A 20,286-nucleotide genomic window follows, 5' to 3' on the forward strand; every position below is an offset into this window, starting at 1 on the left:
GGCAGGGCTGCACGACGTGCGCAGCCCTGCGACCTTGGTCTTACGGGCGGGTCGTGGTGCCGCCGGTCTGGCCAGCGGTCGTGGTCGCCGGCTTCGCAGCGGCGGCAACGGCCGGCTTCTTGGCAGCAGCGGCAGTCGCCGGCTTCACGCGGCCGTCCGAGGCCAGGTAGCCGAGGACGTCGTTCGAGAACGCGTTCAGGTTCTCGGCGATCGCCTTGTTACGACGCTGCAGGAAGTTGAAGGCGAGCACGGCCGGCACGGCGACGACGAGGCCGAGTGCGGTCATGATAAGCGCTTCACCGACCGGGCCGGCGACGGCGTCGATCGATGCCTGACCGGCCGAACCGATCTTGATGAGCGCGCGGTAGATACCGATAACGGTACCGAACAGACCGATGAACGGCGCGGTAGCACCGACGGTCGCGAGGAAGGCGAGACCGCCGCCCAGCGCCGAGTTGATCGAACCTTCCGAACGCGCCAGCGAGCCATGCAGCCAGTCATGCGCTTCGACCGGATCGGTCAGCAGCTTGTACTGCTCCTGGGCTTCGATGCCGTCGTCGACGATCTGGCGATAGGCCGAGTTCTTTTCGAGCTTCGCAGCGCCCTCGCGGAGGCTGGTCGAGCTCCAGAACGACTGGCGCACGCGCTTCGACTGGTTGATGATCTTCTGCTGCTCGAAGAGCTTGGTGAAGAGGATGTAGAGCGACACGAAGAGCATGAGCACCAGGATGGTGAACACCGACTGCGAGATCAGGCCGCCTTCCTTGAGCGCCTGGGTCAGGCCGTAGGGGCTTTCGCCGCCCTTAGCTGCGGCACCACCGGCAGCGAGAATGGTCGTGAGCATTTTGGGTCTTTCCTCTAAAAGATAGCTTCTTGCGCAAGCCGGTCCGCCACGCCCGACGGACCGGAAACCGGAGAATTACTTCTGCAACCGCCAGGTGAAGCGGCCCATGTACGGCGCGGAAATCTTGTTTCCTGCCGCATCCTGAGCCGGATCGAACCGGGCACGACGCTTGAGAAGGTTGCACGCGGTGCTGTCGAGCAGCGAGGAACCGCTGGACGACGTGATCGTGCAATTCGTCACCTTGCCCGAACCGTCGACGTCGAGACGGAAGGCAACGGTGCCTTCGTCACCGGCACGCGATGCGGCTGCCGGATAGTCGTCGTCGGTAACCCACGAACCCGGAGGCGTGCGGGGCTTGAGGCCCTTAGCGATCTTCGGCGGTGCGGGCGGCGCCGGGGGAGCCGGCGGCGCGGGAGGCGCAGGCGGCGTAATCGGCGGCGGCGGGGGGATGATGGGCGTGGTGGGGATCGGCGGCGCAGGCGATACCGTCTGCACGATGGCCGGCGGCACCACGACCTGGGTCGGGGGCGGCGGCACCGGCGTGTCCGGCGGCGGCGGCGGCGGCGGAATCTCCTCCGGCGGGGGCGGCGGCTCTTCGACCTCGAAGGTCTTCAGCTCTTCCGCCTTCTTCTTGATATATTGGTATGCCAGACCTGTGACGAAGGCATAACCCATGCCAGCCACGATGATAGCGACGATCACGATCGCTACCACACGACTGCCACTTACATTCCGGTCAGCGTAAGCCATTCGGCAACGTCACTCCCTCTAATCCTGCTTGCGACCCTGGCCGGCTGGCAGCCGCGCACAAGTCCGCTCGCCTCGGGTCACACTGCGCCCCTGATGGCGAGAGCACCGAGTCTGTATCGTGGGCCTTCCGACGACGCAAACTCTTTGTCGGACGAATTGGTCGTACAATGCGCCCATGGCAGAATTATTTCTGTATAAGATCGGCACAATCCGGTACCGGCACCGGCATGAAACATGCCCTACCCCTGCTGTTTTGTTGCGCTGCGGCATTTCCTGCGCTTGCGCAACCTGCTCCGCAAACCGCGCAAATCCGCCAAGAAGCGCAAAGTGGCTTACCCAGTTATGCCACTGTTGCTACCGCTATTGTCGGGGCGCCGCTGGTCATTGACGCGCGCATCAGCGACATGATCCGGATCAAGGAAAATGCGGCACCCGGTCTCGCATCGGGACGCGCCCGCCTCTACGTCACGGCCGATGTGCTGGCGCTGATTCGCGGCGGGAGCGCCCTGCCGACGCAGATTTCCTACCTCGCCGACGTGCCGCTCGATTCTCGTGGCAAGCTACCCAAATTGAAGAAGCAGCGCGTGCTGCTGTTTGCCCGCCCTACCGGCAAGACGAATGAAGTGCAGCTGACCGGGATCGACAGCCAATATATGTGGACGCCGGAACTGGACGCGCTGACCCGCGGCATCACGCGCGAATTGCTGGCGAGCGATGCGCCCCCCGCCGTCACCGGCATCGGCAACGCCTTCCATGTACCGGGCGCACTGCCTGGCGAAGGCGAGACTCAGGTCTTTGTGAAGACCGCCAACGGCGCGCCGATCTCACTGCAGATTCTCCGCCGCCCGGGTGAAAAGCCGCGTTGGGGCGTCTCGCTGGGCGACATTGTCGATCCCAATGCCGGTGCCCCGAAGCGCAACACGCTGGCCTGGTATCGCCTCGCCTGCGGGCTTCCCAAAGCGCTACCGAACGAAGCGGTTAGTGCCGAGACGCCGGACAATGCGGAAGCCGCCCGGCAGGATTACCAGGTCGTCCTGCGCGAACTCGGGCCCTGCGCCTGACGCCTTGGCCGCTGCCGGCGCTCAGCGCCGGTGGCGGACAAGCGTGATTCCGATCGACTCGCCCGCCTCGGCGATCGCCAGCTTCACGATCCGCACCTCCACCCGGCGCACGCGCGAGTCGGAGACGAATAGTGTCTCGCAGATATGGTCGGCCACGGCCTCGATCAGCGTGAAATGTACGTCCTTGGGCAGTGCGTCCGTTGCGGCATGCTTCAGGTCGATATAGCTTTTGGAGGCATTGAGCGGCGTTTCCGGCAGGAAACGCTCCGGCAGGTCGAGGTCGGCGATGACGGAGATGCGCAGCGGCTGCGGCAGATGCGTCTCTTCGGAATAAACTCCGGTGAGCACTTCCACCTCGAGGTCCATGACCTGAAGCTGCAATGAGTCGGGCAATCCAATAGCCTTTCGTGGGCGAAACAGGCGGGCGCCATAGCAGATCGCCGCGCAGGGGAAAGCCCGGCCTCCCCCGTGCAAATTCTGCACGTCCCCTGGTAAAATCCGCGCTTGCGCTATGCGTCGGGAACGCTAAGGCGCCCGCCTTTCGGGATGCGCCCGAGGCGGAGAAGGATTAGGCGTGGTACAGATAGTTGCGCTCGATGCGGTCGATCCGCACGCCGTCGAGGCGTTGCTCGACCGTGCCTTCGGGCCCGAGCGGCATCTGCGTACCGCCTATCGCGTGCGGCAGGGAACCCAGCCGATTCGCCCCTTCAGTTTTGCCGCATTACGCGAAGATGGCAAGCTGGCCGGCACCATCCAGAGCTGGCCGGTGGCGCTGGCGAGCGATTCCGGGCCGATGGTGCCGCTGGTGATGGTAGGGCCCGTCGCCGTCGAGCCGTCGCTGCAGCATGGCGGCATCGGTCGGCGGTTGGTGCAGGAGACGCTGGAAGCGGCGGACGTCAGCGCGCTCCCCGGTGCCGAAGCACTGATGCTGATCGGCGACCCGGAATATTATGGCCGCTTTTTCGGCTTCGACGCCAGCCGCACCGGCCGCTGGCGCCTTCCAGGCCCTTTTGAACCGCGGCGTCTGCTGGCCCGCGGCGCGGCCGTGCCCAACTGCTCGGGCATGCTCGTCCCCCGGCTTCGCAAGGTCGCCTGATCCCACTGGGGTTCGACAAAGCCACAGACCACGCTAAGGGAGTGGCATGCCCAACACGCCGCCCCCCGATTTCGCCAGCCTCTCGCTCGCAGAGATCGCCCGGCTCGCCGAGGAACACCGCCTGCCGCCGGTCGAGAGCTGGAACCCGTCGCACTGCGGGGACAGCGACATGCGGATCGCCCGCGACGGCACCTGGTTCCACCAGGGAAGCCCGATCAGCCGGCCGGCGATGGTTCGGCTCTTCTCTACCATCCTGCGGCGCGAACCGGATGGCCGGTACGTGCTGGTGACGCCGGTGGAGAAGCTCGACATCGCCGTCGAGGATGCACCCTTTGTCGCCGTTGAACTGAAGGTCGAAGGCGAAGGCGAATCCATGCGACTCGCCTTTCGCCTGAATACCGGCGATTCGGTCCTGGCCGGGCGCGAGCATCCGCTGCGGATCGAGGCGCGCGAAGACGGCCCTCACCCTTATCTCATGGTACGAAAGGGCCTGGAGGCGCTGGTCGCCCGCACCGTCTATTACGAACTCGCGCAGCTGGCGCTCACGCAGGAAGGGACGCCCCCCGGCGTGTGGAGCCAGGGCACGTTCTTCCCGCTAGAGCCTGGCGAATGAGGCTGTACGATCGGCTGCGACACGCGTTGGAGGATCGGCCTGCCCAGGCCACCACGCTGCTGCCCGGCGATCACGCATATTACGATCCCGCGCAGGTGCCGAGCGCCGCAGCCGTCCTGCTTGCCGTCACCGATCGTGATGTGCCGGGGGTGCTGCTCACCCGCCGCAACGCGAATCTCCGCCGCCATGCCGGTCAGATCGCCTTCCCCGGCGGCCGCATCGATCCCGGCGACAAGGATCCCGTCGATGCGGCACTGCGCGAAGCGGAAGAAGAAATCGCCCTGCCCCGCCGACTGGTCGAGGTGGTTGGAACCGTTGAGCAATATCGCACCGTTACCGGCTATCAGGTAACGCCCGTGATCGGCGTCGTTCCGCCTGACATTGCGCTGGTTCCCTCGGAAGCAGAGGTTGCAGAGGTATTTGAAGCTCCGCTGGCCTTCCTGCTCGACAAGGCAAATCATCAGAAAAAACACGCGCTCTATCAGGGCCATGAGCGCCATTATTACGAGATCATGTGGAAAGAGTATCGGATTTGGGGCGCCACTGCGGCGATGCTGGTAAACCTGTCGCGGCGGATAGCATGGCCCCGCTGACGCTTCCGGAGACTGACTGGCGGAGCCGCCCCAGCCTGGACACGCTCACCGACGTGCTGGGCGCGGCGGAAGGCCTGTGCCGTTTCGTTGGTGGTGCGGTACGGGATGCGCTTCTCGGCATTCCGGTCGCGGATCTTGATCTGGCCACGGCGCTCCCGCCGGAGGACGTTCTGGCGCGCCTGCGCGCCGCGGGCATCCGCGCAGTGCCGACCGGGTTGGAGCATGGCACGATCACCGCCGTTCTGGAAAGCGGCCCGGTCGAGGTGACGACGCTGCGTCGCGATGTGAGCACCGACGGGCGACACGCGACGGTGGCCTTCACCGACGATTGGCGCGAAGATGCCGCTCGGCGCGATTTCACGATCAACGCCCTCTATGCCGATCCGAAGAGCGGCGAGCTGACCGATTATTTCGGCGGCATCGAAGACCTTGCCGCGCGACGGGTGCGCTTCATCGGCGACCCGTTGCGCCGCATCGCCGAGGACCACCTCCGCATCCTCCGCTTCTTCCGCTTTCTGGCGCGGTTCGGCGACACGCCTGATCGTGAAGGGCTGGACGCCTGCACCGCCCGCGCGCGGGACCTTATGGCGCTTAGCCGCGAGCGCATCCGCGACGAACTGCTCAAGCTGCTCGTCGCGAAGGATGCGGTACGGGTTACGAACCTGATGCTCGAGCGCGGCATCCTGGCGCCGGTCGTCCCGGAAATCACCACCGCCAATCGGCTGGACGCCGTCGCAGCCCGGGAAAAGCGGTTGGGCGTCGAACCCGACGCGATCCGGCGCCTCGCCGCGCTGCTGCCGCGCGATCCCGCCGTGGGCGACCTGATCGGCGCCCGCCTCAAGCTGTCCAACGCGCAGCGCAAGCGGCTCGTCTCGGCGCTGACCGACGGCGGCACGGACGACGCCCGGGCGCTAGCCTATCGGATTGGTCGGGAAGGCGCAGAGGATAGGTTGTTGCTTGCGGCCGACGACGTCGCGCTAGAGCGGAGCTGGCAACGGCTCGCCGGATGGGAAATTCCCCGCCTTCCGCTTACCGGCGGTGCGCTGGTCGAACGCGGCCTCGCGAAGGGGCCGGACGTCGCCCGTGCGCTGCGTGCGGTGGAAGACCAGTGGATTGCGGAAGGTTTTCCCGAGCCGGCCCGGGTCGAGACAATCGCCGATACCGTAGTGGCCCAGCTCAGGCCTTGAAGGCCTCGATCAGCGCGAAGGCCGCATCGCCCGGTACGGGCCGGGAATAGTGATAACCCTGGCCGTAGGTGCAGCCTAGCGCGCCCAGCGTCTGGGCCAGTTCCGGCGTCTCAATACCTTCGGCGGTCGTCTGCATGCCCAGGGCATACGCAAGGCTGAGGATCGCACGGATGATCGCCACCTTGTCACGGTCGGCAAGCATGCCGGTGACGAAGCTGCGGTCGATCTTGAGCACGTCGATCGGCAGCTTCTGCAGATAAGCAAGGTTGGAATAGCCGGTGCCGAAATCGTCCATGGCGAGCGTGGTGCCGAGATCCTTCAGCGCCGTCATCGTCTGCGCGATGCGATCGGGATCGCTGACGATCGCGCTTTCGGTCAGCTCCAGCGTGAAGCGCGAGCCGGGCATGTTGTGGCGATCAAGCGCCGTTTTGACCATCGCGCCGATCTGATCGCGCTGCAACTGAATTGCCGACAGATTGACCGCGATCTTCACACCGCAATCCCCGCCGGCCCGCGCATCCCATTGGGCCAATGTGCGCGCTGCCTCTTCCATCGCCCAGCGACCGAGCGGCACGATCAGACCCGATTCCTCCGCGACCGGGATGAAGGCATTGGGCGATATCAGCACACCGTCATCATTGGTCCAGCGCGCCAGCGCCTCGAACGAGGTGATGCGGCCGGTGCCCAGGTCGCAGATCGGCTGGAAATTGAGTGTCATGCAGCCATTTTCGATGGCGCGGCGCAGTTCCGTTTCGATCGCGAACTGCTCGCGCGCCAGATCGAAGGCGCGGGTGTGATAGAATTCAGTGTGGCCGCTCTTCTTCGCGCGCCTTACGGCGAGCTGGGCGTTGCGCACCAGATCCTCCGCGTCGCCATCGATATCGCTGCCCAGCGCGATGCCGATCGAACAGTCGATGCGGATCTCGAAGTTGGAGAGGCGAAACGGGTTGGTGAAAGCGGCATGGACGCGCTTCGTCACCTGCACCGCGTCCTCGGCGCCTTCGTCGAGCGCCATCACGACGCCGAATTCGTCACCGCCGATCCGCGCCAGCACGTCCCGTCCGCGCAACGCGCCCTTGATCCTGCGCGCGACCGAAATCAGCAGTTCGTCGCCGGCCAGCGCGCCCATGCACGCATTCACCCGGCTGAACCGATCGAGGTTGATGACCAGTACGGCGTAGCGCGCCGCATCCCCCTCCCCGATCCGGCTTTCCAGCTCATCGGAAAAACCCGCGCGATTCGGCAGGCCGGTCAGGCTGTCGGTCGCCATTTCGCGGCGCAGGCTCTGCTCGGTGCGAAGCTCCGACGTCTGGTCGACAAGCGTGATCAGGCATCGCGGCTCCGTCCCGCTGCGGCGCGCGAGCACGACCCGGAAGTGCCGGCTGTCGACTTCGCCGCCAAATCGCCACGCAATTTCTTCGTGCTGCTTCTCGGAAGCGAAAAATTGGCCGATCCGGGCACCAAGCAACTGGATCACCGGTGAATCTTGCGCAGTGCACCCCAGACCTGCGACCCTGAACTGCCCGTTGACCGCGGCAAAACAATACCGCCCGTCCTGGATTTCCAGCACGGCTGCAGGGATCGGCATCAATTCCAGCAGACCATCCGTTCCCGGCGGCAGTGCAGACGACGCGTCAGCCGGCCGTGGAACGGGGTCCACGGTACGCATACTCAGAGCCCGGACCCTTCGAAACGCCATCCATTCCGATGTAGCGGCAAACTAGTTAAGGCGACCTGAAAAGCATCGGCAGATACTTTGAATTGCGCGTTCAAAATTTGTTGTCGCGGGGGAAGCCGGTAGGCGGCATGCGCCCTGCCGCGCCGCGCGCTGCCCGCCACGGCATCACGTCGGGCTCCGAACGGTAGCGCTCCTGCTCGCCGCCCATACGCCACCGAAGGCCATCCGCGAACTTGAAAGTGATCACGTCCGAAAGGCCGCCGTCGCGATAGCGCTGGAGCTGCACGCCCTGCCCGCGCGTCATCTCGGCGACCTCCGAGAGCGGGAAGACCAGCATCTTGCGGTTGTCACCGATCGCAGCGACAAAATCATCCTCGGGACCGATCGGGCGGACCAACTTCAGGTGCGCGCCCGGCCGCGGCGTCACCACCTGCTTGCCCTTGCGGGTCTCGGCAATCACCTCCTGCGCGCTCACGATGAAGCCGCGGCCGTCGCTTGCCGCGACGAGCAGTTTCGGCGCGGCACTCGCCGGCACCAAATTGACGATGTGCCGCTCGGCCTCCAGGTCGATCATCAGACGCACGGGCTCGCCAAAGCCCCGGCCGCCCGGAAGCTTGTCGGCGCCCAGCGTGTAGAATCGACCATTATCGGCGGCCAGCAGCAGCTTGTCGGTGGTCTGCGCATGGAAGGCGAGCAGCAGCCCGTCGCCTTCCTTGAACTTCAGCGCCTCGCCGTTGACGTCTTCGACATGCCCCTTCATCGCGCGGATCCAGCCGCGCTGCGAGAGGATGACGGTGATCGGCTCACGCTCGATCATCGCCTCCAGCGGAATCTCGCGGGCCGGCGCCATCTCCACGATTGCGGTGCGGCGCGCGCCGAGCGGCGTGTCGAGTCCGTAGCGCGTGATCATCTTTCCCAGCGCGCGCTTCATCCAGGTACGCTGGCGGGCTTCCGATCCGAGCAGCGTCTCGAGATCGGCCTGTTCCTTCTCCAGCTTTTCCTGCTCGCGGCGGAGTTCCATCTCCTCCAGCTTGCGCAGGGATCGCAGGCGCATGTTGAGGATGGCCTCGGCCTGGCGGTCGGTCAGGCCGAACTCTGCCATCATGATCGGCTTGGGCTCGTCCTCGGTACGGATGATCTCGATCACCCGGTCGAGGTTCAGATAGGCGGTGATATAGCCACGCAGCAGCTCCAGCCGGTCGGCGATCTTCTCCAGCCGGTGCTGCGACTTGCGCTGGAGCACCACGAACTGGTGTTCCAGCCAGCCGGCGAGCGCCTCGGCCAGGCTCATCACCCGCGGCGTGCGGTTCTTGTCGAGCACGTTGAGGTTGAGCGGAACACGTACTTCCAGGTCGGACAGGCGGTAGAGGCTGTCCATCAGCGTATCGGCATCCACGGTGCGGCTGCGCGGCTCCAGGACAATGCGGATGTCCTCCGCCGATTCGTCGCGCACGTCGCCGAGGATCGGCAGCTTCTTGTCGTTGACCAGCGCCGCGATGCCCTCGATCAGCTTGCCCTTTTGCACACCGTAGGGAATTTCGCTGACGACGAGGTGCCAGCCCCCGCCCTTCTCGGTCACCTTCTCGATCTTGGCGCGCACGCGGAAGCTGCCGCGGCCGGTGGTATAGGCCTCGGCGATCGCGGCCGGGCTGTCGACGGCGATGCCGCCGGTCGGAAAGTCCGGCCCCTTCACGAATTCGAGCACATTCGCCTGCGGGTTGTCGATCAGCGCCACGGCCGCCTGCATCAGCTCGGCGGCATTATGGGGCGGGATGCTGGTCGCCATGCCCACCGCAATGCCTGCCGCGCCGTTGGCGAGCAGGTTCGGGAACAGGCCCGGAAAGAGCTCGGGCTCCTCATCCTCGCCGTTATAGGTCGGGCGGAAATCGACGGAATTCTCGTCGAGACCCTCCATGAGGTCGATCGCGACCTGGGTCAGCCGCGCCTCGGTGTACCGATAGGCCGCGGCGTTATCGCCGTCGATATTGCCGAAATTGCCCTGCCCGTCGACCAGCGGATAGCGGAGCGCGAAGGTCTGCGCCAAGCGGACCATCGCGTCATAGACCGAGGCGTCGCCATGCGGGTGATACTTACCGATCACGTCGCCGACGACGCGCGCGCACTTCTTGTACCCGCTGGCCGGATCGAGCCGCAGCAGCCGCATCGCCCAGAGCAGCCGGCGGTGCACCGGCTTCAGCCCGTCGCGCACGTCCGGCAGCGATCGTGCCGTGATCGTGGACAGCGCATAGACCAGGTAACGCTCGGAAAGCGCGCTGTCGAAGGGGACGTCGGAGGCGCCGGAAGGTTCGGAAACGTCGGTGTCGAGGCTCATCGCCGGACGGGATAGCAGGCGACAGGGGCAAACGCCAAGAGCGTTCCCCTTATGATCTCGCCGATTGTTTCGGATTCGCCGGTATGGACCGCCGCATTGCGCGCACGCCCCCCTTGCGGTATAGCGCGAGGCCTTCCAGAGCCCCGGCGGTCACGCGGAGAAATCCCGTGGAGCCGGGGCAACGCATTTCCAAGGGACTAGGCCGACATGGCACGCCGCCGGCAAATCTACGAAGGCAAGGCTAAGATTCTCTACGAGGGTCCGGAGCCGGGCACGCTGATCCAGTATTTCAAGGACGACGCAACGGCCTTCAACGCCCAGAAGAAGGGCACGATCAACGGCAAGGGCGTGCTCAACAACCGTATTAGCGAGCATGTCTTCACCCTGCTCGGCGGCATCGGCATCCCCACGCACTTCATCCGCCGCCTCAACATGCGCGAGCAACTGATCCGCCAGGTCGAGATCGTGCCGATCGAGGTCGTGGTACGCAACGTCGTCGCCGGCTCGCTGGCCAAGAAGCTCGGCATCGAGGAAGGCACGCCGCTGCCCCGCACGATCGTCGAATATTATTACAAGGACGATGCGCTGGGTGACCCGATGGTCACCGACGAGCACATCCTGGCGTTCGGCTGGGCCGCGCAGGAGGAACTGCACGACATGGCCGACATGGCCATCCGCGTGAACGACTTCCTCTCGGGTCTGTTCGCCGGCATCGGCATCCGCCTGGTCGACTTCAAGCTTGAGTTCGGCCGGATCTGGGAAAACGAGTATCCCAGGATCATTCTGGCCGACGAGATCAGCCCCGACGGCTGCCGCCTTTGGGACATCACCACCGGCGAGAAGCTCGACAAGGATCGCTTCCGTCGCGATCTGGGCGGCGAAGTCGAGGCCTATCAGGAAGTGGCGCGCCGCCTCGGCCTGTTCCCGGAAGGCGATGCCTCCGACGTGCTCGACCTCGAGACGCATCGCAAGAAGCGGGGCAAGTAATATCCCATCTCCTTCCGCGGGCTGCCGGGGAAGGAGACCATTCCTTGAGCGAATGGTGATGAGGGCCTCGCCACAAGCGGGGCCTTTTGTCGTTTCCCCGTGTACGGTGCTGCTAGCGCGACGCGACCCCTTCGCCCGCTGCACCGTGGAGGAGTCGCTTCAAGACGTTTTCCGATTGCGACTTTGGCCCCGCCGCGTCATAGGCGCGCCCATGAAACTCCGCATCATCGTCACCTTGAAGAACGGCGTGCTCGATCCGCAGGGCAAGGCCATTCAGAACGCGCTTGGCGGCCTCGGGTTCGAGGGCGTCGAGGATGTCCGCGCCGGCAAGATCTTCGAATTGGAGGTCGCCGATTCCACCAGCGACACCGCCATCGACGAAATGTGCCGCAAGCTGCTCGCCAACACGGTGATCGAAAACTACCGGGTCGAAACGCTGTGAAGACCGCGGTCATCGTCTTCCCCGGCTCCAACTGCGATCGCGACATCGCGGTCGCGCTGGAGAGCGTGACCGGCACCAAGCCGCACATGGTGTGGCACGGCGACAGCGATCTGCCCGAGGGCCTGGGTCTGATCGCCCTGCCCGGCGGCTTCTCCTACGGCGATTATCTCCGCTGCGGCGCCATCGCGGCGCGCTCGCCGGTGGTGCAGGCGGTGATCGAGGCGGCCAATCGCGGCACGCCGGTGATTGGCATCTGCAACGGCTTTCAGATCCTCACCGAAACCGGGCTGCTGCCGGGCGCGCTGATGCGCAATGCCGGCCTCGACTTCGTCTGCCGGGACGTACCGTTGGTGGTGGACAACAGCCAGTCGATCTTCACCAGCGCCTATCAGGCGGGCGAGCAACTCTCGATCCCGGTTGCGCACCATGACGGCAACTACTTCGCCGATGCCGAGACGTTGGATCGGCTCGAAGGCGAAGGCCGTGTCGCATTCCGATACGGCGAGAACATCAACGGCTCGGTGCGGAACATCGCGGGTGTGATGAACGCTGCCGGCAATGTGCTCGGCATGATGCCGCACCCGGAACGCAAGATCGAAGCCGGTCATGGCGGCAGCGACGGTCGCCGGCTGTTCGAAGGGCTTCTCGCCGCGGTCGCCTGACCGGGGCCGGACAAACGGAAGCCGCGGTCGCCGGACCGCGGCATTCCTTTTCAGAACAGCATCTTCAAGCCGACCACCGCCAGCGTGGCGGCCAGGATCGGTACCAGCACCTTGTCCGAGGTGCGCGTCGCCAGCAAACTGCCGACAATGATTCCCGGCACGGATCCGGCGAGCAGCGACAGAAGCAGCGCCCCGTTCACCGATCCCAGCATCCAGTGGCCCAGCCCGGCAAGCAAGGTGAGCGGCACGGCATGCGCGATGTCCGATCCAACCAGCTTGTTCACCGCCTGGTGCGGATAGAGCATCAGCAGCGCCGTCATTCCGAGCGCCCCCGCCCCCACCGAGGTGAGTGACACCAACAGCCCGAGCACCGCCCCCAGGGCGATGGTGACATAGCCGATCCGCGCCTCGCCCAGCCGCTCGAATCGCGGCGCCATGAAGGTGACGAGGCGGCTCCGGAAAAAGGTGGCGACTGCCGTCACCACCAGCGCGATGCCGAGGGTAACCGTGATTACCCCGCCGCTGTTCTTGGCATGCTCCTGTGCGTTCGAAAGCAGCAGCAGCGTCAGGATGGTGGCGGGCACGCTGCCATAGGCGAGTCGCCGCACCACCTTCCAGTCGATCGTGCCATGCAAGCCATGCACGCCTGCCCCCACCGTCTTGGTCGCGGAGGCGTAGAGGAGGTCCGTCCCCACCGCAGTGGCCGGGTGAAAACCGAAGGCGAGAACGAGTAGCGGCGTCATCAGCGAGCCGCCACCGACGCCGGTCATGCCGACTAGCAACCCAACGAGCACACCGGCGACGGAATAGAGCGGATTGATCGCGAGCACAGGAATCCTTGGCAGCCGATTTCCCACGAGCATGCGGGGATTTGCCGCGAACGCCAGAAAGATTTGGTTTCAGGGCTTCGCACGGTCCCCGGCTTGCGCCGGCGGAGGATCAGACGCGCGTGGCGAACGGCGTGAAGTCGGTCCCTTCATCGAACACGTCGACACCCTCGGCGCGCTTGAGGAACCCGACGACAAGATAGGTGAGCGGCGTCAGCAGCACTTCCCACGCGACTTTCAGCGCCCATTGGGTGAACAGCACCTTCACGACCAGCGCGTTGGTCCAGCCTTCCGCGCCCCAGAAGGCGAGCGGATAGAAGATCAGGCTGTCGACCGCCTGGCCGGCGATCGTCGACCCTACCGTCCGTGTCCATAGCATCCGCCCGCCTGTCCACAGCTTCATCCGCGCAAGGACGTAGGAATTGACGAATTCGCCCGCCCAGAAGGCGCAGACCGAGGCGAGCACGATGCGCGGCACCTGTCCGAAGATCACCTCGTACGCTGCCTGGTTCTTCCAGTCCGGTGCGGGCGGCAGCGCCACGACGACGAACGACATGAAGGCCATGAACAGCACCGCCGCCGTCCCCGCCCAGATCACGCGCCGGGCGCGGGCATAGCCATAGACCTCCGTCAGCACGTCGCCGATGATATAGGAGATCGGGAAGAACAGGATTCCTGCTCCGAACGGCCAGTACCCCACGCCCGGGAGCCAGATCTGCGCGACCTTGCCCGCGCCGATCACATTCGACAGCAGGATGATGGCGACGAAGGCCGCCATCACGAAATCGAAGTAGCGGAAATGCCCACCGGCAAGGCTGCGGGCGGCGACATGGGTAGGTCCGGACGGCGTCTTCATTGCACCGCACTATGCGAGGCGTTTGCGCCGCAGGCAATCTGCGCTTAAAGCCACCTCGTCGCGCGCCCGTAGCTCAGTTGGATAGAGCGCGAGCCGCCCAATTTTCCGCTAATCTTTTAATTTGAATCACTTACTGCGATTGTGCAATTTCAGGTAACATTCTAGACAGCTATCTGCCGATGCTTGAAAAGGCGTGGAAAACCATGAACTTTCGTCCGCTTGGCACAATTGCCTCTCCCGCCCTGTCTCGGCTACCGTAGATAGCTTGGCTTGCGGCCATCGAGCGGATAAGCAGCGACGGTGAATCGAGGGGCCCCGTAGCTCAGTTGGATAGAGCATCGGTCTTCTAAACCGAATGTCGCGTGTTCGAATCACGCCGGGGTCACCAAGGTTCGCCCTTATCAGATCGTTCTGGACGCTGCTGGCCGCCGTCGTTTATGACGCACGCGTATCTTTCTCGTCACCTGAAGTTCTTAGGCCAGCCTGAGGGCGTGTGACATCCCAGAGTCATCCTAAACAGGATCCAACTCCCCTAATGGTCGCCGCAACCGTAACGCCGGCCCCTATCACGCCTTTCCCGCCAACCGGAGGCGAAAAGGACTCAAGCAAAAGTAGCGAGTAAGAGCGATCGAAGCCCGAGCTGCCAACCGCCCGTAGCTTTTACCGACTGCAGCCAATCTCGCAGAGCCCGTCTACAAACTTGTATACTACTTGACCTGCCCCCCATCGAACCCGCGGTCATAAGTAAGCGTCCGGCCTGTCCCGTCCGCGCATTCGGAGGCTGGGTTATCTTCAGTCGGATTGGCCAATAAGAACGGCATCGTTGATCATGGCCTGGCCGTTTATTACTTTGGCCCAGTAAAAGCCACGCATGAAGCCGTCCGGCTTCTCGACCGCCGCGTCGAGATCGAACTGGCCGATCAGATGCCAGGACTCCAGCTCCCGCATGAAGTCAGGCGCATTCATTGCATCATAGTCGTCCCACGCCAGACGACGATACCGGCGCTCGCACTCGCGTCGCATGTCGTCCGTTTGCAGTGGTCGCGGCCAACCGCCCACTTGCCACGCCGCCCCCTTGAAGTAGCTTGGACTGATACTCCAATACCAACGGTCGAATTCGCGATTGTCATCAGCTTGTCCCGCGTCGTCGTTAGATTGGAGAGACTCGTAGGTAGCTAGGTGCTCAAAGTGTATCCACTGTCGCACCTGCCCTTCGCTGGCCAGGCAAACGGTTCGCGAGCTGTATGGAACATGGACCACGCGCCCTAGCATCTGATCGAACCCTCCCCACTCGTTCCGGCCGACGAAGAACAGGAGGTATCCCGATGACGGCAACCATTCGATGTCATCCCGGCCCTCAAGGTCATGAAGCGCGATCTGCGCGACGAAGGTGAGCCGTTCTCCTTGGTGCGTAGGCCATAGGGAGTTGTCGCACTCCGCAGGTTGTCCACCCAGCCAAGAGGAAGTGGGCTCACTGGCAAAGCCGCCGAGGTGTCCCATTTTCCGGGTCTGGAGCTTCGCCAGCTTGAGACGTGCAACGGTGTATGGCGATCGCGGGATGGGTTTCCCGTCGATGTCATGCTCGCCTCTCAAGTAGCGAATGGCGAACTCAGGATCGATCGCCCGCCCGCGATCCAGCTTCTCGATAAAAAGCCGTAGCCCAGGAATCAGATCGATAAGCCGTGCCATAGTCTGTCAGACATCAGAGGAAACCGCTTGCAACATCAAGGTTGCTGATGAGCCAAGTTGATTGAAAAGCGGAAAGTACGGAAACGAGCCGACCGACCCGGCACCGGCGGCTATGGTGCGAAGGAAGGCGCACGGTCGAGGTAAGCGTCTGCCCTGACCCATATTGCGCTTGAAGTTCTGCTGCGCGAGGTTGGGAGCACTTAGGAGTGTGCTTTCGCACTCCGAAAGGAGAGTGCGGATGGGCCAATCGTATCATCGCGGCTGCGGTGTTCCCTCAGAAAGAACGCCAGCGGGCGAGCTTTTTCGGGCAGCAGCTGCCAAGGGCTACGATGCTCGCGGACGAGATTAGGCCATGACGCATCCTATCGGATCCATGAAACGATTTTCGAGCGGTACGGGAATGGTGGGCCGCCTTGCGGGCTGCATTCTGATGACCCTAGTCATCCCGTCCTGTGGCGACCCGGATGCCGAAATTGCTGCGGCGTGCCAGCGCCGGGCACGTGTCGAGATCCATCTGCCCAATGCATGGCACGCATACCTCGTGCAGCTCACCGCCGAGCGAAAGGCGGCGGGCGATGATCCGGATCGGCGGGCCTTCTGGTCGACCGCGGATTTCCGCTTGTTGTCACGATGGGCGGAGGAAAATGTTCCGGAGCCGCAGACCAGTCGCATTTATGATGACGATTACTTGGTGAGGGAGCGCGCCACCGGCACGCTGGTCGCGACGGTGCGCAATGTTTCGCTGCGTTCGCCCGCTTTTGGCACGGTCCGCTCACTTTCATGCCTGTACGATCACACTCCTCTCTATGCTGAGGCGTGGGAGACTTCGTCGAAGGACTGACGCATAATGGGTGACCATCCTCGGACGGCGCCTGCCGCCGAGCCCGCTCAAACAAATCTCAGACTGATGCCGTCGAGCAACCTTGGGCGGTGGGTGCCTCCCAGATCCAAGGCAACAGTTCGTCTAGTCTGCTGATCGAGTGCCCCCGACTGATACGACCAAGCACATCGGCGAGCCAAACCTGCGGGTTCACATCGTTGAGCTTCGCCGTCTCGAGCAAGCTGTAGATCGCTGCTGCCCGCTCGCCACCGCAGTCGGCACCTGCAAAGAGCCAGTTCTTCCGACCCACGGCGATGCCGCGCAAGGCGTTCTCTGCCAGGTTGTTGTCGATCTCAAGCCGGCCATCCTCCGTGTAGGTGAGAAGTGCCGGCTTCAGACGAACGGCATAGCGGAGCGCCTCCGCCAGTGGAGACCGCGCCGATACCCGGGCGAGCACGCCGTCTGCCCACTGGAAGAAGTCGAGCGCCTTCAGCTTGGAGTATTTACGTGCCTTCCGCCGATCATCATGCGGATCCCGGGTGATCCGTCGTTCGACCTCATAGAGATCGCCGATCAGCACCAGCCCCTCACGGGCGATGGAGCGGACGTCGGCATCGAGCACATCGTGCAGCTTGCGGCGCACATGGGCCCAACAAGCAACCGGCGTGATCCGCCCCGGCTGTCGATCGGCCGCGTAGAGCTTCTCGAACCCGGCATAGGCATCAGCTTGCAGGAAGCCAGCGAACGTCTTGAGGTGCTCGCGAGGGCGTTCTCCCTTACGATCCGGGCTGTAGCGGTAGAGCGCCGCGGGTTTGTCGCTGGGGCGCCATCGTCGATTGTCGCGCACGTATACCCATAGCCGCCCCGTCGCCGTCTCGCCGCTGCCCGGCGAGAGCACCGGGACCGGCGTGTCATCGGCGTGGAGCTTGGGGCTGGCCATCACATGCTCGGCGATGCGGTCGACCAGCGGCTGCAAAAGCCAGCTGACCTGACCCATCCAGTCCGCCAGCGTCGATCGGCTGATCTCGACACCCTCCCGCGCGAAGATCTGCGATTGGCGGTAGAGCGGCAGATGGTCCGCGAACTTCGAGATCACCACATGTGCCAGAAGGCCAGGACCGGCTCGGCCGCGAGGGACCGGCAGCGAAGGCGCCGGTGCCTGGCTGATCGCATCGCAGCGCTTGCAGGCCAGCTTCGGCCGCACATGCCGCACGACGTGAAAGCGTCCCGGGACATATTCCAGCACCTCGGTCACGTCCTCGCCCAACTGGGCCATGGCGCCGCCGCAGCTGGTGCAACCGTCCGCTGCCGGCGCCGGGTGCAGCACCTCTTCGCGACGAAGATGCGCAGGGAGCGGCTGACGGCGGGGCTGGCTGCTTTCTGAGGCTGTTTCCTCAGCCGTCCTGCCAGCGACCACGCAGGTCGCATGCGTCTGTGCGGCTTCCAGATCCTCCAGCGAAAGCTCCAGCTGATCCGCCAGCAGCAATAGCCGCTCCGAGGATTGGCCGAACTTCATCCGGCGCAGGCGCGCAAGCTGGACCTTCAGCTTCTCGATCTGCAGCGTCGTGAGCTTGATGGCATTTTCGGCCGCGGCGAGCTGCTGCCGGGTATCCTGATGCGCAGATCGCTCGGCCGCCAGCGCCTGCTCGGAGGCCGCGAGTTTGGCCTGCATCGCCGCCAAAAGCGCCTTCACCGCATCAGGATTGTCGAGGATGTCCAGCGCATCGGAAGACATGATTTTCCATACCAGAACAGCGACTCCCGCCCAAGCAAAATGCAAGATTTTCTGCAGCTTTCCGCTACATCTGGACGGGCAGTCGAGGTGCCTCCGGCACCACCGTGCGACGCCAGTCCATCGCCTCGATCAGCAGGGCGAACTGCGCCGCGCTCAGCACGACGCCGCCATTCACCAGCGGCGGCCAAACGAAACGATGGCGCTCAAGGCGCTTGGAGAACAGGCAGAGGCCGGTGCCGTCCCAATAGAGCGCCTTGAGATAGCTGCCCTTGCGGCTGCGGAAGAGGAAGACGTGCCCGCCATAGGGCTCCTGGTCGAACAGCGGCCGCACCAGCGCCGCCAAGCCATCGAACCCGAGCCGCATGCTCACCGGCTTGCTGGCCAGGTACACCTTGGTGCCGGGTGGGAGCGAGATCATGCCGTTTCCCGCAGCACCCGCAGCACGCGGGCCAGTGCCTTCTCGTTGACATAGGTGTCGACCGACAGGCGCACCCCACCGGGCAGTTCAATGTCGATGCCGCCGGGGCGCAACCCCGGGTTCGGCCGTATCAGTTCCTCCTGCGTCGTCCCGGTCTCGCGCGCCGCAGCACGGGATGACGCAGCAACCTCGGTGCCCCGGAGCTCCACCAAGGGCTCCGCAGCAGATCCGCTCGCCACTTCACCATAAGATACAAACTGGAGCGGCTCGCTCGTAAGAAGCGCGACCTCGCGCTGCCGCTTGCGCCAGCTATGGATCAGGCTGGGCGACATCCTCAGCTGCCGAGCAACTCCAACGATGGTGGCACCCGGCGCGTCGCATTGTGCCAGCACTGCGGCCCGCTCCGCGTCTGAATAGCGCCGCCGACGCTCCACATGGGTGATGACTTCCATCCGCCCCATCCGCACTCTCCTTTTGGAGTGCCAAAGGACACTCCTCAGTGCTCCCCGCCTCGCGCAGAAGAAGTACCCACGCAATACGGGTCAGATCGGACGCTTACGGTCATAATGAGAGTCCGCTGGTTTGATATTCAGGCGTGCTCGCCGGCCCAAGCGCGCCGGAGGTGACGCTTCCATTCTGCAGGAACGCCGAGCGCGCTCGTGCCGGTGTTGGGTTCTGCAGCGACGAGTGCGGCCTGACGTTGTTGTAGTCGTAGCGCCAGACCGCCAGCTTACGCCTGGCGTCAGCCAAGCTGTCGAACAGTTCCTGGTTCAGGAATTCGTCGCGCAGCGACCCATTGAAAGATTCGATGAAGGCATTCTGCTGCGGCTTGCCGGGATCGATATAATGCCACGCGACCTGGTTCTCGCTGGCCCACTTCAGGATCGCCGGGCTGGTGAACTCGGTCCCGTTGTCACTGACGATGCAAGTCGGTTGGCCGTAGAGCCGCACCAGCGTGTCCAACTCCCGCGCAACCCGCACGCCGGAGATGCCGGTGTCGCCCATCAGGCACAGGTTTTCGCGGCAGCAATCGTCGTTGATCGCCACGATGCGCAGTCGCCGCGAGGCTCCGAACGTGTCGGCAACGAAGTCCATCGACCCGCGGTCATTCGGCCGCAGCGACAGGGGCATTGGCGTGCGGCCGCCCTTCCATCCCTGGCAACTGGCCACACGGGTGGGCGCTGTCGGGCGCCGCGCCACGCATCCGTTCAGCTTCGCCGAATGCCGTCGCCCGCTTGGCGATCTGCCGCAGGTAGCGTTGGACCTTTTGGTGCTGGTGACGGACGTAGTGCAATCAACGATGTCGGTGCCGGAGGATGCCGGCCTCCGACTGCCTCTGCCAGCGAACCAGCGCGTAGAAAGGCGGAACCGCCATCCGGCAGACCGCATCGATGATTGTCGTGCCCTTCTTCACGAGGGAAAAGGCCAGCTCTGGGATCGACTTGTCGCTCCTCCGCCTACTCGCCGCTGTGCCTCGCACAACCCTAGCGCGGATCGACATTCGGGATTCCCAAACGAGCGGATCGCTGATTCATAGGCATCCGTGTTGAGACGCGGAGCAAGTGATGGCGGTGAAGCGGTACGAACTGAACGATGCGCAATGGCAAAGGATCGCATCGCTGTTGCCGGGCAAGGTGGCTGATCCGGGGCGTTCTGGTACCGATAACCGGTTGTTCGTGAACGGATGTTTGTGGGT

The 20,286-nt window shown here is 64.2% G+C and carries 20 protein-coding genes, 1 tRNA gene and 1 pseudogene; 10 read left to right on the forward strand and 12 right to left on the reverse strand.

The window, feature by feature from the left end; translation table 11 throughout:
• Positions 1 to 40 precede the first annotated feature (40 nt).
• The gene (locus A7X12_RS19020) at positions 41 to 844 is read right to left on the reverse strand and encodes a MotA/TolQ/ExbB proton channel family protein (RefSeq protein WP_064312998.1); all 804 of its coding nucleotides are present in this window, start codon (positions 842 to 844) and stop codon (positions 41 to 43) included.
• 75 nt (positions 845 to 919) lie between these two features.
• The gene (locus A7X12_RS19025; RefSeq protein WP_064312999.1) at positions 920 to 1,594 is read right to left on the reverse strand and encodes a TonB family protein; all 675 of its coding nucleotides are present in this window, start codon (positions 1,592 to 1,594) and stop codon (positions 920 to 922) included.
• A gap of 167 nt (positions 1,595 to 1,761) precedes the next feature.
• Here A7X12_RS19025 and A7X12_RS19030 point away from each other — a divergent pair, with 167 nt between their 5' ends.
• Complete coding sequence (locus tag A7X12_RS19030) at positions 1,762 to 2,655, forward strand: hypothetical protein (protein WP_232318578.1); 894 nt, start codon at positions 1,762 to 1,764, stop codon at positions 2,653 to 2,655.
• A 21-nt stretch (positions 2,656 to 2,676) separates the two neighbouring features.
• Here the strand turns inward: A7X12_RS19030 and A7X12_RS19035 are convergent, their stop codons facing one another.
• Positions 2,677 to 3,048, reverse strand: a complete 372-nt coding sequence (locus A7X12_RS19035; protein ID WP_064313001.1) for a dihydroneopterin aldolase — start codon at positions 3,046 to 3,048, stop codon at positions 2,677 to 2,679.
• Positions 3,049 to 3,229: 181 nt separating this feature from the next.
• On the opposite strand from A7X12_RS19035, the gene A7X12_RS19040 reads away from it, so the two are divergent.
• From A7X12_RS19040 to A7X12_RS19055, 4 genes are read left to right on the forward strand one after another with little or no spacing between them, the layout of a single operon-like run.
• Entirely contained in the window at positions 3,230 to 3,751 is a 522-nt protein-coding gene (locus tag A7X12_RS19040) for a GNAT family N-acetyltransferase (RefSeq protein ID WP_064313002.1), read from the forward strand.
• Positions 3,752 to 3,797: 46 nt separating this feature from the next.
• Complete coding sequence (locus tag A7X12_RS19045) at positions 3,798 to 4,364, forward strand: DUF1285 domain-containing protein (RefSeq protein ID WP_064313003.1); 567 nt, start codon at positions 3,798 to 3,800, stop codon at positions 4,362 to 4,364.
• Positions 4,361 to 4,957, forward strand: coding sequence for a CoA pyrophosphatase (locus tag A7X12_RS19050; protein WP_064313004.1), 597 nt, complete (start codon positions 4,361 to 4,363; stop codon positions 4,955 to 4,957). The genes A7X12_RS19045 and A7X12_RS19050 overlap by 4 nt, the downstream gene beginning before the upstream one ends.
• The gene (locus A7X12_RS19055; RefSeq protein WP_064313005.1) at positions 4,945 to 6,144 is read left to right on the forward strand and encodes a CCA tRNA nucleotidyltransferase; all 1,200 of its coding nucleotides are present in this window, start codon (positions 4,945 to 4,947) and stop codon (positions 6,142 to 6,144) included. The genes A7X12_RS19050 and A7X12_RS19055 overlap by 13 nt, the downstream gene beginning before the upstream one ends.
• Here the strand turns inward: A7X12_RS19055 and A7X12_RS19060 are convergent.
• Both A7X12_RS19060 and parC read right to left on the reverse strand, forming a co-directional pair.
• Entirely contained in the window at positions 6,134 to 7,732 is a 1,599-nt protein-coding gene (locus A7X12_RS19060; protein WP_064313006.1) for a putative bifunctional diguanylate cyclase/phosphodiesterase, read from the reverse strand. The two genes, A7X12_RS19055 and A7X12_RS19060, sit on opposite strands and share 11 nt — an antisense overlap.
• A 181-nt stretch (positions 7,733 to 7,913) precedes the next feature.
• Positions 7,914 to 10,154 carry a DNA topoisomerase IV subunit A gene (parC, locus tag A7X12_RS19065; RefSeq protein ID WP_064313007.1) on the reverse strand — a complete coding sequence of 747 codons (2,241 nt, stop codon included), beginning with the start codon at positions 10,152 to 10,154 and terminating at the stop codon, positions 7,914 to 7,916.
• 207 nt (positions 10,155 to 10,361) lie between these two features.
• Between parC and purC the strand changes: the two genes are divergently transcribed.
• The 3 genes from purC (at position 10,362) to purQ (ending at position 12,245) form a co-directional block, all read left to right on the forward strand.
• Positions 10,362 to 11,141: a phosphoribosylaminoimidazolesuccinocarboxamide synthase gene (gene purC / locus A7X12_RS19070; RefSeq protein ID WP_010543438.1), complete on the forward strand. Its 780-nt coding sequence runs from the start codon at positions 10,362 to 10,364 to the stop codon at positions 11,139 to 11,141.
• A gap of 211 nt (positions 11,142 to 11,352) precedes the next feature.
• On the forward strand, positions 11,353 to 11,583 hold the full coding sequence (gene purS, locus A7X12_RS19075; protein ID WP_064313008.1) for a phosphoribosylformylglycinamidine synthase subunit PurS: 231 nt from the start codon (positions 11,353 to 11,355) through the stop codon (positions 11,581 to 11,583).
• Entirely contained in the window at positions 11,580 to 12,245 is a 666-nt protein-coding gene (purQ, locus tag A7X12_RS19080; RefSeq protein ID WP_064313009.1) for a phosphoribosylformylglycinamidine synthase subunit PurQ, read from the forward strand. Before purS ends, purQ begins: the two co-directional genes overlap by 4 nt.
• 50 nt (positions 12,246 to 12,295) lie before the next feature.
• Here the strand turns inward: purQ and A7X12_RS19085 are convergent, their stop codons facing one another.
• Both A7X12_RS19085 and A7X12_RS19090 read right to left on the reverse strand, forming a co-directional pair.
• Positions 12,296 to 13,108 carry a sulfite exporter TauE/SafE family protein gene (locus tag A7X12_RS19085; RefSeq protein WP_064313010.1) on the reverse strand — a complete coding sequence of 271 codons (813 nt, stop codon included), beginning with the start codon at positions 13,106 to 13,108 and terminating at the stop codon, positions 12,296 to 12,298.
• A gap of 76 nt (positions 13,109 to 13,184) precedes the next feature.
• Complete coding sequence (locus A7X12_RS19090) at positions 13,185 to 13,928, reverse strand: queuosine precursor transporter (protein ID WP_064313011.1); 744 nt, start codon at positions 13,926 to 13,928, stop codon at positions 13,185 to 13,187.
• Positions 13,929 to 14,239: 311 nt separating this feature from the next.
• On the opposite strand from A7X12_RS19090, the gene A7X12_RS19095 reads away from it, so the two are divergent.
• A tRNA-Arg gene (locus A7X12_RS19095) sits at positions 14,240 to 14,316 on the forward strand.
• Positions 14,317 to 14,720: 404 nt separating this feature from the next.
• Here A7X12_RS19095 and A7X12_RS19100 read toward each other — a convergent pair.
• The gene (locus tag A7X12_RS19100) at positions 14,721 to 15,617 is read right to left on the reverse strand and encodes a DUF1963 domain-containing protein (protein WP_064313012.1); all 897 of its coding nucleotides are present in this window, start codon (positions 15,615 to 15,617) and stop codon (positions 14,721 to 14,723) included.
• Positions 15,618 to 15,969: 352 nt separating this feature from the next.
• On the opposite strand from A7X12_RS19100, the gene A7X12_RS19105 reads away from it, so the two are divergent.
• Complete coding sequence (locus A7X12_RS19105) at positions 15,970 to 16,458, forward strand: hypothetical protein (protein ID WP_157105647.1); 489 nt, start codon at positions 15,970 to 15,972, stop codon at positions 16,456 to 16,458.
• A gap of 58 nt (positions 16,459 to 16,516) precedes the next feature.
• Here the strand turns inward: A7X12_RS19105 and tnpC are convergent, their stop codons facing one another.
• The 4 genes and pseudogenes from tnpC to A7X12_RS19125 all read right to left on the reverse strand — a co-directional run.
• Complete coding sequence (gene tnpC, locus A7X12_RS19110) at positions 16,517 to 18,172, reverse strand: IS66 family transposase (protein ID WP_064313014.1); 1,656 nt, start codon at positions 18,170 to 18,172, stop codon at positions 16,517 to 16,519.
• Between the two features lie 64 nt (positions 18,173 to 18,236).
• Complete coding sequence (tnpB, locus tag A7X12_RS19115) at positions 18,237 to 18,590, reverse strand: IS66 family insertion sequence element accessory protein TnpB (RefSeq protein ID WP_064313015.1); 354 nt, start codon at positions 18,588 to 18,590, stop codon at positions 18,237 to 18,239.
• Entirely contained in the window at positions 18,587 to 19,051 is a 465-nt protein-coding gene (locus tag A7X12_RS19120) for a transposase (protein ID WP_064313016.1), read from the reverse strand. The genes tnpB and A7X12_RS19120 overlap by 4 nt, the downstream gene beginning before the upstream one ends.
• Positions 19,052 to 19,151: 100 nt before the next feature.
• Positions 19,152 to 19,739: pseudogene (locus tag A7X12_RS19125) on the reverse strand (integrase core domain-containing protein); the annotation flags it as partial.
• Positions 19,740 to 20,286: the final 547 nt, after the last annotated feature.

This window comes from Sphingomonas sp. TDK1, from assembly GCF_001650735.1.
Taxonomy (GTDB): Bacteria; Pseudomonadota; Alphaproteobacteria; order Sphingomonadales; family Sphingomonadaceae; genus Sphingomonas.

Bases quoted from the DNA above. Each gene is read 5' to 3' on its own strand.
- tnpC (WP_064313014.1), bottom strand. From the start codon at position 18,172: ATGTCTTCCGATGCGCTGGACATCCTCGACAATCCTGATGCGGTGAAG.
- purS (WP_064313008.1), top strand. From the start codon at position 11,353: ATGAAACTCCGCATCATCGTCACCTTGAAGAACGGCGTGCTCGATCCG.
- A7X12_RS19050 (WP_064313004.1), top strand. From the start codon at position 4,361: ATGAGGCTGTACGATCGGCTGCGACACGCGTTGGAGGATCGGCCTGCC.
- A7X12_RS19090 (WP_064313011.1), bottom strand. From the start codon at position 13,928: ATGAAGACGCCGTCCGGACCTACCCATGTCGCCGCCCGCAGCCTTGCC.
- purC (WP_010543438.1), top strand. From the start codon at position 10,362: ATGGCACGCCGCCGGCAAATCTACGAAGGCAAGGCTAAGATTCTCTAC.
- tnpB (WP_064313015.1), bottom strand. From the start codon at position 18,590: ATGATCTCGCTCCCACCCGGCACCAAGGTGTACCTGGCCAGCAAGCCG.
- A7X12_RS19060 (WP_064313006.1), bottom strand. From the start codon at position 7,732: ATGCCGATCCCTGCAGCCGTGCTGGAAATCCAGGACGGGCGGTATTGT.
- A7X12_RS19120 (WP_064313016.1), bottom strand. From the start codon at position 19,051: ATGGGGCGGATGGAAGTCATCACCCATGTGGAGCGTCGGCGGCGCTAT.
- A7X12_RS19055 (WP_064313005.1), top strand. From the start codon at position 4,945: ATGGCCCCGCTGACGCTTCCGGAGACTGACTGGCGGAGCCGCCCCAGC.
- A7X12_RS19105 (WP_157105647.1), top strand. From the start codon at position 15,970: ATGACGCATCCTATCGGATCCATGAAACGATTTTCGAGCGGTACGGGA.
- A7X12_RS19020 (WP_064312998.1), bottom strand. From the start codon at position 844: ATGCTCACGACCATTCTCGCTGCCGGTGGTGCCGCAGCTAAGGGCGGC.
- A7X12_RS19030 (WP_232318578.1), top strand. From the start codon at position 1,762: ATGCGCCCATGGCAGAATTATTTCTGTATAAGATCGGCACAATCCGGT.
- A7X12_RS19025 (WP_064312999.1), bottom strand. From the start codon at position 1,594: ATGGCTTACGCTGACCGGAATGTAAGTGGCAGTCGTGTGGTAGCGATC.
- A7X12_RS19100 (WP_064313012.1), bottom strand. From the start codon at position 15,617: ATGGCACGGCTTATCGATCTGATTCCTGGGCTACGGCTTTTTATCGAG.
- parC (WP_064313007.1), bottom strand. From the start codon at position 10,154: ATGAGCCTCGACACCGACGTTTCCGAACCTTCCGGCGCCTCCGACGTC.
- A7X12_RS19085 (WP_064313010.1), bottom strand. From the start codon at position 13,108: ATGCTCGTGGGAAATCGGCTGCCAAGGATTCCTGTGCTCGCGATCAAT.
- A7X12_RS19045 (WP_064313003.1), top strand. From the start codon at position 3,798: ATGCCCAACACGCCGCCCCCCGATTTCGCCAGCCTCTCGCTCGCAGAG.